Origin of the sequence: Bacillus thuringiensis (genome assembly GCF_001455345.1) — a bacterium.
In the GTDB taxonomy this organism is placed as follows: domain Bacteria; phylum Bacillota; class Bacilli; order Bacillales; family Bacillaceae_G; genus Bacillus_A; species Bacillus_A thuringiensis_N.
This window is the reverse complement of sequence record NZ_CP013274.1, coordinates 4,171,095-4,183,805: the sequence shown is the minus strand read 5'-3', so window position 1 is coordinate 4,183,805 and position 12,711 is coordinate 4,171,095. Positions and strand designations below refer to the sequence as shown.

Genomic DNA, 12,711 nt, shown 5'->3' with positions numbered 1-12,711 from the left:
GATATGAATCTAACAGAAGCTTTACGCCTAATGAAAGATAAAGGATACAAACATACTGGGAAAAGGGAAGAAATGCTCAGGTTATTTGCAGCTCACAATCGTTATTTAACGGCGAAAGACGTTTTAGAGCATATGAAGGATGATTATCCAGGTCTTAGCTTTGATACAATATATCGTAACTTAACGGTGTTTGCTGAAATTGGTGTTTTAGAACAAACAGAATTAAATGGTGAAAAACATTTTCGTTTTACATGCTCTATTATGGAACATCATCACCATTTTATTTGTTTAGATTGCGGGGGAACGAAAGAAATCACTTCCTGCCCGATGGATTTTATGAATAAAGATTTTAACGGTTATGAAGTAACAGGTCATAAGTTTGAAATATACGGCCGTTGTCCAAAATGTGCAAAGTAAAAGCTCGTCAGTTATATAACTGACGAGCTTTTTTACATAGGAAAAAGGTTGCTCACCAATATTGTGGGCAACCTTCTTTTTATTGTTCTTGTGCTTCTTTTTCTTTTTCTCGTTCAGCAGCCATTTCAGCAGCAATTACGTCGATTTCTTTTTTCAGTTCTTCTACCATTATCTCTTCAGGTACTTTACGAACAACTTGCCCTTTGCGGAATAATAGACCTTCTCCACGTGCACCGGCAATACCGATATCAGCTTCACGAGCTTCACCAGGGCCGTTTACAGCGCAGCCAAGTACTGCAACTTTAATTGGTACTTGCAGTGTAGAGATGTACTCTTCCACTTCGTTAGCGATGCTAATTAAATCAATTTCAATACGACCACAAGTTGGACAAGAAATAAGTGTTGCTGCATTAGACGCAAGGCCGAATGACTTTAATAGTTCACGCGCAACTTTTACTTCTTCAACTGGGTCAGCACTTAATGAAATACGTAATGTATTTCCGATACCTTTATTTAAGATTGCTCCAAGACCAGCGGCGCTTTTTACAGTTCCAGCAAATAAAGTTCCAGATTCTGTAATACCTAAATGTAATGGATAATCAAAAGCACGTGCAGCTTTTTCGTATGCTTCAATTGCTAAATTAACATCAGAGGCTTTCATAGATACGATAATATCGTGGAAATCTAAGTCCTCTAAAATTTTAATGTGATGTAAGGCGCTCTCAACCATACCATCTGCAGTTGGGTATCCGTATTTTTCTAAAATGTGACGCTCTAATGAACCTGCGTTTACACCAATACGGATTGGAATACCGCGTTCTTTTGCTGCATTTACAACAGCTTCTACTTTATGGCGACGACCAATGTTACCTGGATTGATACGTACTTTATCAATGCCGCCTTCAATTGCTTTTAAAGCAAGGCGATAATCAAAATGAATATCAGCAACAAGTGGAATGTTGATTTGTTTTTTAATATCAGCAATAGCATTTGCTGCGCGTTCGTCTGGAACAGCAACACGCACGACTTGACAGCCAGCTTCTTCTAAACGTTTAATTTCAGCAACTGTTGCTTCAACATCATGTGTTTTTGTTGTTGTCATACTTTGTATAATTAATTCATTATTACCGCCAATTGTTAAATTACCGACTTTAACTGGACGTGTTTTTGTACGATGAGTCATTTCATTCACGAATAGATCGCTCTCCTTATAAAAGAAGTTTCTTATTTAGTCCCTTATATCAATGATAGTATACGTGATACAGGGCTACAGAAACCGAAGTGCTCGGTTTCACTTTTACTATTGTATCAGCGCCTTTATGTAATTGACAAGGATTAAGTGATTGCTTATTGATATAAAGGGAATTTATAAGACTTTCCAATTTGTATTTTTGTAGCAGATGTACTTTTGTTTAGTTCTTTAAAGTCATCAATTACCTTTTCAATAGAAGGGATTTTTTTCTTGTTAATTTGTTCAGTGATAGAAAGAACCGTCTCACCTGTTTTGACTTCAATTGTTTTATAAGTTGTATTTGTTTCTTTTTCTGCTTTGTTCTCTTTATTTTGTTTTGTATTTGTACTTTCTTGTTTTATCGTTTGGGCTGCATTTGTTTTTTTATATGAACTTAACATCGGTAAAGTGCCGATTTTTATATCGTAATAAAATATATAACCAAGAACAAGCACGAATAAGAATATACCTAATCTTTTCATATTCTTCACTCCTTTGCTAGGAATATATGCTTGTCCAAAAAAAAAATGCCTATTTAGGCATTTTTTCGGTCTTATTTTTCTTTCGGTTTTGGAACTTCTTTAATCGTTAAATATAGAACAATTAACACAACTGCGATATAAATGAATGTTGAACCAGGTACAACGATTTTGAATAAATCCATAATCATAAAGAAGATTGTTGGAATTGTGTAGCTGTAAGCAGTTAACGTCCATACTTGCTTATAAGATAATTTACGTTGACCACTCATAGCAGAACCTATAAACGCAAGTAAAGTAATTCCTAAGAAAGTAATAAACAATTGGAATAGGTATACTAACACGCCGATAACGGCTAGTAAAATTGGATAAATACTATCGAATACAGAAATGAAATCTTGCAAATCTTTTTTCTCAAGAGATGTCCCTAATAAATCATTATAGGAGTATGTTTGGGTTTGACCATTTCCTATAGAAACTACTTTATCTTTCAAAATAAATAAACCAGTTTTATTTTGATATTTTTCGATATCTGTTGTATTTGGATCAAATACGAAAAGAGCATCTCCCTCTTCTTTTTGAATAGGTTGTTCAATATCAGCTTTTAGTTCACCGTTTTCGATTTTAAAATCAGGTAAATCTTTTTCAATTGCTTGATTTACCATGGTAACACTATCTTGGATAAAGCTACCGTAAAAGAATGTTCTTGGAATAGTAGTGATTAGACAAAGTAGCATAATATACAAAATGGTTTTTCCGATTTTTTGAAAACGGAATAGCGCCATATCTTTAGGCGAATATACGCTTTTGGCTAATTGGGTAAATATGGACATAGATTCACTTCCTTTATGTATGTATAAAATCATTGTAACGTAGGAATCTAGGGAATCTCAAGATATATTATATTTACATATAGTGGAGATAACTAAATTTCTTTTATTAATTTTCTTCTTTTAAATGAGAAAAATACAATTGACACTTTTCTTTTCTATATGGTAAATTTATCTTACATTTCTTAAAGGATATATCCGATAGGAATTCCTTTATTTGAAGTATTGTTACATACATAATTGTGGACCCTTAGCTCAGCTGGTTAGAGCAGACGGCTCATAACCGTCCGGTCGTAGGTTCGAGTCCTACAGGGTCCATATCCATTTCACATGTTTATTATGTCAGCAGGAAGCTTCCTTGTAGAAGGGAGCTTTTTTTATGAAATATATGAGCATTTTAATTGAAAAGAAGTGGGAATTTTGCTACTTTAATGATAGCAAGACAATGTGATTTATTTGTTTGCACCCTATGGCAATTAGGGTAGAATGAAGTTGTATGTCACTTAAGTGGCAATACATAAACTGGGAGGAATATAACAATGGCAAAACACGAATTACCAAATTTACCTTATGCGTATGATGCTTTAGAGCCTCACTTTGACAAAGAAACAATGAACATCCATCATACTAAACACCATAACACGTATATCACAAACTTAAACGCTGCTTTAGAAGGTCATGCAGAATTAGCTGACAAAAGCGTAGAAGAACTAGTTGCAAACTTAAACGAAGTACCAGAAGCAATCCGTACAGCAGTACGTAACAATGGTGGCGGACATGCTAACCACACATTCTTCTGGACAATCTTATCTCCAAACGGCGGCGGACAACCAGTAGGTGAACTTGCAACTGCAATTGAAGCGAAATTCGGTAGCTTCGATGCATTCAAAGAAGAATTCGCAAAAGCTGGCGCAACTCGTTTCGGTTCTGGTTGGGCTTGGTTAGTAGTAAATAATGGTGAGTTAGAAGTAACAAGCACGCCAAACCAAGATTCTCCTCTAACTGAAGGTAAAACTCCAGTTATCGGTTTAGATGTTTGGGAACATGCTTACTACTTAAATTACCAAAACCGTCGTCCAGACTACATCGGTGCATTCTGGAACGTTGTAGATTGGAACGCTGCTGAAAAACGTTACCAAGAAGCAAAATAATTGTAATAACGATAAAAAAAGCTAGGAGAGTGCTCCTAGCTTTTTTCTATGCTTTCCTTTTACATAATTGGGCTTGTCTTTGGAAGACTAGAACATGAAGTAAAGGAGAGTTGTGTATGAAGTGGAAACATATAATTGGTGACGTTGAAGTGAATCGGGATTTAGTGTTATTGCTCCTTATTGGAGGTTTATACACGCTCGCAATTTCTTTATCGAATACGTTTGTTAACATTTATTTATGGAAACAAACACAAAATTATGTGAATCTTGGCTTGTATAATTTGGCCAGCGTTGTATTACAGCCTCTCACATTTCTTATAGGTGGGAAATTAGCGAAGCGTATTGATCGCTCAATCTTGTTGAGAATAGGCGTAGGAACGTTAGCGATTTTTTTTATCGTTGTTTTAGTAGCCGGAAAAAGTGCTTCTCACTATATTTTATTAATGGGGGCTCTTTTAGGAGTCGGATATGGTTTTTACTGGCTCGCGTTTAACTTATTAACATTTGAGATTACAGAACCAGAAACAAGAGATTTCTTTAACGGGTTTCTTGGACTTCTTACATCCTTCTCTGGCATGATTGGACCGATAGCAGCTGGATACACAATTTCGCGTATGGAAAAATGGAGTGGCTATACGGTCATATTCTTTCTTTCATTAGTGCTATTTGCAATTGCTGTTGTTTTAAGCTTTTTTTTATCTAAGAGAGAATGTGAAGGTAGCTATGAGATCACGCAAGTTTTGAAAGAGCGACGAATTGATAAAAATTGGGGAAGAATTACACGTGCTCATTTTTTCCAAGGATTGAGAGAGGGAACATTTATTTTTGTTATTTCAGTATACGTGTACTTAGCAACCGATAGTGAGCTCGCATTAGGAAAATATAGCTTAGTGAATTCTGCTGTATCATTTGTATGTTACTACTTAGTCGCTCGTATGTTAAAGAAAGAGTGGCGAAAAAAAGCAATTTTACTTGGAGGCATTATTTTATATGCGGTTGTATTTTTAGTTATATTTAATGTTACATACACAAAATTACTTATTTATGCAGCATGCATTGCGATTGCATACCCTATTTTACTCGTTCCGTATGGATCGATGACATATGATGTAATTGGTAGAGCGAAAAATGCGAGAGAGTGGCGTGTAGAGTATGTAGTTGTCCGAGAATTATGGTTAAATGCTGGAAGAATTTGTTCAGTATTAAGTTTTTTATGTGCTGTATTATTCTTTCCACCTGAAAAGAGTTTACCTTTTTTACTATGTATTTTAGGTGCTGGACATTTTCTTATTTATTTTGCAGTTAAAAATGTCAAATATGATGAGGGAAATGCGGGGAAAACAAGTGTTGTAGCGCAAGGAACCACGCAGAACCAAACTGAACCAGAAGGTTAACTTCTGGTTTGTTTTATGCTAGAATAGAAAAAGATGTAAGACAGCAGTGAGGACACCTGTACGAGGGTGTCCCTTTCACATTACATAGCTGTTGGTAGAGGGGGTTTGTATGAGCAAGAAGCAGAAACAACAAAAGAAAAAGACTCACGTTCCTTTTCGGTTAAACGTGCTGTTTTTCTGCGTGTTTTTAATGTTCTCCGCGGTTATTGTAAGGCTTGGATATGTACAAATTGTTCGCGGTGAGGAATATAAGAATGAAGTGGAGAGGAAAGAGAACTCGACGATAAGTAATCCTGTACCACGTGGGAAAATATTTGACCGTTATGGGCGAGCTGTAGTAGATAATGCAGCTGTTCGTACGATTACATTTACAAAAATGAAAGGATCAACTGCAGAGGCGCGTTTAGAAACAGCGAAGAAGCTAGCAGATTTGATTGAAGTACCGACAGATAAATTAACTGATCGCGATAAAAAAGATTATTGGCTTGCTATTCATAAAGAGGAAGCCAAAGAAAAAATTACGAATAAAGATCGTCAAGAGTTGAAAGATAAGAAAATTGACGATAAAGAATTAGATGAGCGTCAACGAAATCGCGTGACAGAAGAAGAAGTGAATCAATTATCCGCAAAAGATTTAGAAATATTAGCGATTAAAAGCAAAATGGACGGCGGATATGCAATGACACCACAAGTCATTAAGAAGGATGCAACAGATAAAGAATATGCGATTATTAGTGAAAAGTTAGCGGAATTGCCAGGAGTAGATACAAGTGTCGATTGGGAACGAAAATATGCATATGATGGTGATTTGTTCCGAAGTGTACTTGGTGGTGTAACAACTTCTGATGAAGGCTTACCGAAAGAGCGTTTAGATTACTATCTTGTTCGTGATTATAATCGAAATGACCGCGTAGGGAAAAGTTATCTTGAGCAGCAATATGAAGATAGCCTGCACGGTACGAAAGCAGAAGTGAAAAATATTACAGATAAAAACGGTAATATTTTAGAAACGATTAATGTATCAAAAGGGCAAAGTGGTAATGACTTGAGCTTAACAATCGATATGGAATTACAAAAGCGTGTAGAAGAAATTATCACGAAAAATTTATTGAGATATAAAGGCGGACAACCTCTTTTAGATCGTGCATTCGTTGTAATGATGAATCCGAAAAATGGTGAAGTTTTATCTATGGCTGGGAAACAGTTAGTGAATGAAAATGGCGAAACGAAAGTACAAGATTTCGCATTAGGAACGATGACAAGTTCATATCCGATGGGATCGACTGTAAAAGGTGCGACAGTACTTACGGGGTATCAAACAGGCGCGATTAAACCGGGTTCCTCTCAACTCGATGAACCAATCGTATTGAAAGGAACACCGAAGAAATCTTCTTGGAAGACGATGGGATATATTAATGATTTGACAGCATTAAAAATGTCTTCTAACGTATATATGTTTAAAACAGCGATGAATATCGCAGGTGTTCAATATGTGAGAGGTGGTACGTTAGATATACCACAAAAAGCATTTGATACGATGCGTTATTATTTCGGACAGTTTGGACTTGGTGTGAAAACAGGTATTGATTTACCGAATGAATCAGCCGGCCAAACAGGTAGAGGAAATCAGCCAGGTTTCCTATTAGATTTATCAATTGGACAGTATGATACGTATACACCGCTTCAATTAGCACAATATGTTTCAACAATTGCAAATGGTGGTTACCGTATGCAGCCGCAAGTTGTGAAAGAAATTCGTCAACCTTCAGTGAAACAAGACGAAGTTGGAAAAGTTGTTCATTCAATGGAGCCGAAAGTACTAAACCGTATTGATATGCCTGAATCACAAATTAAACGTGTTCAGGAAGGATTTAGACAAGTATTTAACGAATCTGGTGGTACAGCTGCGAAATACTTTACAGGTGCACCATATAAAGCTGCTGGTAAAACAGGTACAGCTCAAACTGTGTATGGCGGAGATCAAGAGATTGGTAGAAAGGCAAACGGTGAGCGTAAAGAGACATATAACTTGACTTTAGTAGGTTATGCGCCACTTGAAGATCCTGAAGTAGCATTTTCTGTTGTTGTACCTTGGGTAGATGATAAATCAGGTATTAACGGTTATATTAGTCGTGACATTATGGACGCGTACTTTGATTTGAAAAAGCAAGAAAATGGTGAAGCTTCAACAGATGAAAAAGACAATAAAAAGAAAAATAAAAATGTAGATCAAGATGATGAATAAAAAGATTGTAAAAAAAGCACACTAACTGAAAAGTTAGTGTGCTTTTTTTATGGTTCATGCATACGTTTTAATAAAGTGGACAAGCATATAATAATATCGAAAAATTAAGAGGCTTCACAAATGATACGTATGCATCTCCTCTAGAGGATAATTGTTTTATAGACCAATCATCAATGAAGATGCACAGTGGCTACGGATTAAAATTTTACTTAATGTTGATTCTTGTGGAACTTTACAAAACTTTTACAAACAATTAAAACCGAATTAATAGTTTAGCAGTATTCTTATATCTGTAATCCTGTTATTTCCGGTTACTTCTAGGAGGAAGAACACGTGAAATGGATAAGTGCATCGATTAAAGTTTTCATGTTGTCGACAAGTTTCCTTTATGTTGGCACGGCTACTGCATTTGCTGTGAATGAAATGGGAGAAGTGAGAGTTGATGGATCCTCAACAGTTTTTCCTATTATAGAAGCAGTAGCGGAGGAATATACAAAGGTGCATCCGAACGTGAAAATTTCCATCAGTGTTTCTGGAACAGGAGGAGGATTTAATCGTTTCAGTAAAGGCGAAGTGGATATAAATAATGCTTCGAGAGTAATGAAACAAGTGGAAGAAAATGAAATGAAGAAAAACTCCATTCAGTTTACACCGTTCGAAGTCGCTTACGATGGTCTTACGATCGTTGTGAACCGCCAAAATAATTGGGTAGACAATATGACGGTAGACGAGTTACGTCTATTGTGGAGTGAAGATGAAAGCGAAAAGCGATGGTCACAAATTCATTCATCATGGCCACGTGAACAGGTGAAGTTTTATGCGCCAGGTGTAGACTCTGGTACGTATGATTATTTTCAAAATGTCATCTTACAAAATAGTCGCATTGTAAAAAAAGTCTCTTTGTCTGAAGATGATCAAGTTATTATGCAAGGGGTAATGAATGATAAAAATGCCATTGCTTTTGTAGGATATGCTTATTATATGGCCAATCGAGATAAGGTGAGAGCAATCAAAGTGAATGGTGTACTTCCGACGAAAGATACCATTCAATCAGGTAAGTATAAGCCATTATCTAGGTCGCTATTTGCTTATGTGAATGATGCATCTATCCGAAATAAAATGAATGTAGCAAATTATATTGAGTTTATGATTCGGCATGTTGGTAATCTCGCCGAAGAGGTAGGATATGTAAAATTACCAAAAGAAAAATACAATGAACAGCTGCGGATGTTAACAGAAATAAAAAGGTAATGTCAGGGTGGAAAGGGGTTTTCATCTTTGGCTTATAATGACAAAAGTCAAATTACATTTTCTGTACAACATTTGATTGAAAGAAATACAAAACAAAGAAAAAAAACGCAGCGAATCAATCGAATAGTTCCGTTATTACTAAAAATAATTGCTAGCGTGTCTATTGTGACGACACTTGGAATTATTTTTACGTTAGCAAATGAAACAATGATGTTCTTTAAAAAAATACCATTACACTCCTTTTTGACGGAGAAAGAATGGTTACCTTTTTTTGAAGATCCTAAATTCGGTATATTACCACTTATATGTGGAACGGTCCTTGTAACCGCAATCGCCATGTTCGTAGCAATTCCTATCGGTTTGGCGTGTGCTGTATTTTTAAGTGAATATGCTTCAAACGGTGCAAGGAAAGTATTAAAACCGATGTTAGAACTATTAGCAGGTATCCCGACAATTGTATATGGTTTTTTTGCATTAACAGTTGTCACACCGCTTTTACAACGGATTATACCAGATTTACAGTTTTTTAATGCGATTAGTCCAGGTATTGTTATTGGGTTTATGATGATACCTACAATTGCATCTCTGTCTGAAGACGCAATGAGAGCTGTAGCGAAAGGAACGAAAGAAGCTTCGTTAGCACTTGGAGCAACTCGGTTTGAGATGGTAAAACAAGTCGTGTTTCCTTCGGCTTTTACAGGGATTATGGCAGCGATTATATTAGCCGCTTCCAGGGCAATCGGTGAAACAATGATAGTTGTAATTGCAGCGGGATCCACACCGAATGTATCGCTTGATCCGACACACTCTATTCAAACGCTAACAGCCTATATTGTGCAAGTGAGTTTAGGTGATGCTCCACATGGAACAATTACTTATTACAGCATGTATGCTGTAGGTGCAACGTTATTCTTTTTTACTTTTATAATGAACATCATTTCGCAGTCTATTATGCGCCGCTTTAGGAGGCTGACATAATATGCGAATGTTGAATCATAAAAAAATACAAGAAAATATGGCATCACGTTTTTTAAAAGATCGAGTTTACAAATTGTTATTTTATATAGCAATTTTGTTTTCAATAGTAATACTACTTATTTTGCTTTTTCAAATTTTTGAAAAAGGTATAAGTTACCTTTCGTTAGATTTCTTTACAAACTTCGCTTCGCGTAATCCGAAAGAAGCTGGGATTGCTGCAGCTTTGTCAGGAACAATATTATTTATGAGTATTGTTATACCAGTCTCCTTTATATTTGGAGTCGGAACTGCTCTTTATTTAGAGCAATATGCGAAGGAATCTATATTTAAAAAGGTAATAGAAATTAATAATCAAACGTTAGCAGGTGTACCTTCCGTTGTATTTGGATTACTTGGCTTAACTATTTTTGTATATGCTCTTCATTTAGGTGAGAGTATCATTGCGGCTGCACTGACGATGAGTTTACTCGTCTTACCGACAGTTGTTGTAGCGAGTCAAGAAGCGATACGATCTGTACCAAGTTCATTATTAGAAGCTTCTTACGGATTAGGTGCTACGAAGTGGCAAACGATGTATCAAATTGTATTGCCATATGCTTTCCCAGGAATTATAACGGGTTGTACGTTAGCGATATCGAGGGCGATTGGAGAAGCGGCACCGTTATTAGTTATCGGGGCACTTGCATTTGCAAATTATGTTCCATTTAGTATGTTTGATAGATTTACAGTTTTACCAATTCAAATTTTTAATTGGATGAGTAGACCGCAAGAAGAATTTCAGTATGTAGCAGCTGCTGGGATGATTGTTTTGTTAGGTTTGTTGCTCTTTATCAATATATTTGTCCTATGGTTACGAAATCGAAAATAAGTTGGAAATGGATGAAAGGGGAATTCAAATGGTAGCAACAGTAGTAAATGTACAGGTGAAAAACGAGGAGAAAATCGAGACTGCGCCAAAGAAAGTAGTATTTGATACGAAAAACTTAAATTTATGGTACGGAGAAGACCATGCTCTAAAAGATATTAACTTAAGCATTCATGAGAATGAAGTTACAGCAATTATCGGGCCAAGTGGTTGTGGTAAATCAACGTACTTAAAAACATTAAATCGTATGGTAGAGCTAGTACCGATCGTACGAACTACAGGTGTAATTGAATATAGAGAGCGCAATATATTTGATAAAGCGTATCCAGTTGAAGAATTAAGAACACATGTAGGAATGGTGTTCCAAAAGCCAAATCCATTTCCGAAATCTATTTATGAAAATGTAGCATATGGCCCGAAAATCCATGGTGTTCGTGACAAGAAAACGTTGGATGAAATTGTTGAAAAAAGTTTACGTGGAGCAGCGATTTGGGATGAGTTAAAAGATCGTTTGCATGATAATGCATACGGTTTATCCGGTGGGCAGCAACAACGTCTATGTATTGCACGTTGTTTAGCGATTGAACCAGACGTTATTTTAATGGATGAGCCAACATCAGCACTAGATCCAATTTCAACATTAAAAGTAGAAGAATTAATTCAAGAGTTAAAGAAAGATTTTAGTATTGTTATCGTAACGCATAATATGCAACAAGCAGCACGTATTTCAGACAAAACTGCCTTCTTCTTAAGTGGGGAAGTTGTGGAGTATACAGATACAAACAAATTATTTACGACACCTTCAGATAAGCGTACAGAAGATTATATTACAGGCCGATTTGGTTGATATCACTAGCAAGGCTAAGAGCCAATGCCCTCTTAACGGAGGGCATTTCTTATTTTACCTCATTTCGATAGAGAAGTAATACTTCTCCTATCTTAAGGCTTATTACATGTAGGCTAGATAGGAGATTTATATATAATGGCATATAATATTGAGGGGGAAGAAACAATGGTAAGAGAACAGTTTCAATGTGATTTAAAAACATTACAGCAAAAGGTGATTGAGCTTGGTGAACTAGCGAGAGAAGCTTTATTGCTTGCTATGGAAGGTCTTCATAAAAAGGATGTAGAGAAAGCGTTAGAGGTAATAGATGGTGATTATCGTATGGATACTTTAGAAGAGGAAATAAATGATCTTGCGCTTATGCTTATTACGAAGCAGCAACCTGTAGCAAGTGATTTAAGAAGGATTTTCATTTCAATTAAAACAGCGACAGATTTAGAGCGTATTGCAGATCATGCTGTTAATATTGCGAAATCAACAATTCGCCTAGGGGAAAAAGAAGTGGCTGTTAGTCTGCACAATCTTGATGAGATGTTTACAATTGCAAATAAGATGTTACAGTTAGCGTTAGAAGCATATGAGCAAGAAAATTTAACTTTTGCGAAACAAATTGCCGAAATGGATGATTCTGTTGATGAAATATACGGGAAAGCAATTCGTGAATTTATATCTTCAGTTCCAGAACAACCAGAGGCAATTACACAAATTACACAATTATCCTTTGTAGCGAGATATATTGAGCGTGTAGCAGACCATATTACAAATATTGCTGAAAATGTTTTTTATTTAGTAAAAGGAAAGCATTACTTATTAAATGAATAAAGAAAAAAAGCAGGTGAAACATCACCTGCTTTTTTTTGTCAAAACATGACAAAAAAAGCTCGTTGTTTCCTTTAGTTTATGATGATAAGATGTATCATAATATAATGGGAAAAATAGGACATATATGTTGTTCGCTTAGTAAGTAATATTTTACTAAGTTAATAGTAAGCGCTTTCTTGCGGCGCTTAAAAGGTACATGTA

12 protein-coding genes and 1 tRNA gene are annotated in these 12,711 nt (G+C 35.9%); 10 read left to right on the top strand and 3 right to left on the bottom strand.

What is annotated here, in order from left to right; genetic code table 11:
- Positions 1 to 3: 3 nt before the first annotated feature.
- The gene (locus tag ATN06_RS21815; RefSeq protein WP_001054512.1) at positions 4 to 417 is read left to right on the top strand and encodes a Fur family transcriptional regulator; all 414 of its coding nucleotides are present in this window, start codon (positions 4 to 6) and stop codon (positions 415 to 417) included.
- 79 nt (positions 418 to 496) lie between these two features.
- On the opposite strand, the gene ispG is transcribed toward ATN06_RS21815, so the two are convergent.
- The 3 genes from ispG to ATN06_RS21800 form a co-directional block, all read right to left on the bottom strand.
- Entirely contained in the window at positions 497 to 1,600 is a 1,104-nt protein-coding gene (gene ispG / locus ATN06_RS21810) for a flavodoxin-dependent (E)-4-hydroxy-3-methylbut-2-enyl-diphosphate synthase (RefSeq protein WP_140350543.1), read from the bottom strand.
- A gap of 164 nt (positions 1,601 to 1,764) precedes the next feature.
- Positions 1,765 to 2,130: a hypothetical protein gene (locus ATN06_RS21805; RefSeq protein WP_060632289.1), complete on the bottom strand. Its 366-nt coding sequence runs from the start codon at positions 2,128 to 2,130 to the stop codon at positions 1,765 to 1,767.
- 71 nt (positions 2,131 to 2,201) lie between these two features.
- Entirely contained in the window at positions 2,202 to 2,960 is a 759-nt protein-coding gene (locus ATN06_RS21800) for a DUF1189 domain-containing protein (protein ID WP_016086261.1), read from the bottom strand.
- Positions 2,961 to 3,201: 241 nt separating this feature from the next.
- On the opposite strand from ATN06_RS21800, the gene ATN06_RS21795 reads away from it, so the two are divergent.
- The 9 genes from ATN06_RS21795 to phoU all read left to right on the top strand — a co-directional run bounded on the left by ATN06_RS21795 (position 3,202) and on the right by phoU (position 12,510).
- Positions 3,202 to 3,275 (top strand) — tRNA-Ile (locus tag ATN06_RS21795).
- 221 nt (positions 3,276 to 3,496) lie between these two features.
- A complete protein-coding gene (gene sodA, locus ATN06_RS21790; protein ID WP_001052031.1) occupies positions 3,497 to 4,108 on the top strand; it encodes a superoxide dismutase [Mn] in 612 nt (203 codons plus the stop codon).
- A 116-nt stretch (positions 4,109 to 4,224) separates the two neighbouring features.
- Positions 4,225 to 5,502, top strand: a complete 1,278-nt coding sequence (locus ATN06_RS21785) for an MFS transporter (protein ID WP_060632288.1) — start codon at positions 4,225 to 4,227, stop codon at positions 5,500 to 5,502.
- Between the two features lie 109 nt (positions 5,503 to 5,611).
- A complete protein-coding gene (locus tag ATN06_RS21780; protein ID WP_060632287.1) occupies positions 5,612 to 7,747 on the top strand; it encodes a peptidoglycan D,D-transpeptidase FtsI family protein in 2,136 nt (711 codons plus the stop codon).
- A gap of 333 nt (positions 7,748 to 8,080) precedes the next feature.
- Positions 8,081 to 8,998, top strand: coding sequence for a phosphate ABC transporter substrate-binding protein PhoX (gene phoX / locus ATN06_RS21775; protein ID WP_060632286.1), 918 nt, complete (start codon positions 8,081 to 8,083; stop codon positions 8,996 to 8,998).
- Between the two features lie 27 nt (positions 8,999 to 9,025).
- A complete protein-coding gene (gene pstC, locus ATN06_RS21770) occupies positions 9,026 to 9,976 on the top strand; it encodes a phosphate ABC transporter permease subunit PstC (protein WP_060632285.1) in 951 nt (316 codons plus the stop codon).
- 1 nt (position 9,977) lies between these two features.
- The gene (pstA, locus tag ATN06_RS21765; protein WP_060632284.1) at positions 9,978 to 10,844 is read left to right on the top strand and encodes a phosphate ABC transporter permease PstA; all 867 of its coding nucleotides are present in this window, start codon (positions 9,978 to 9,980) and stop codon (positions 10,842 to 10,844) included.
- Between the two features lie 28 nt (positions 10,845 to 10,872).
- Positions 10,873 to 11,688: a phosphate ABC transporter ATP-binding protein gene (gene pstB / locus ATN06_RS21760; RefSeq protein WP_060632283.1), complete on the top strand. Its 816-nt coding sequence runs from the start codon at positions 10,873 to 10,875 to the stop codon at positions 11,686 to 11,688.
- Between the two features lie 165 nt (positions 11,689 to 11,853).
- Positions 11,854 to 12,510, top strand: a complete 657-nt coding sequence (gene phoU, locus ATN06_RS21755; protein WP_060633183.1) for a phosphate signaling complex protein PhoU — start codon at positions 11,854 to 11,856, stop codon at positions 12,508 to 12,510.
- Positions 12,511 to 12,711 lie beyond the last annotated feature (201 nt).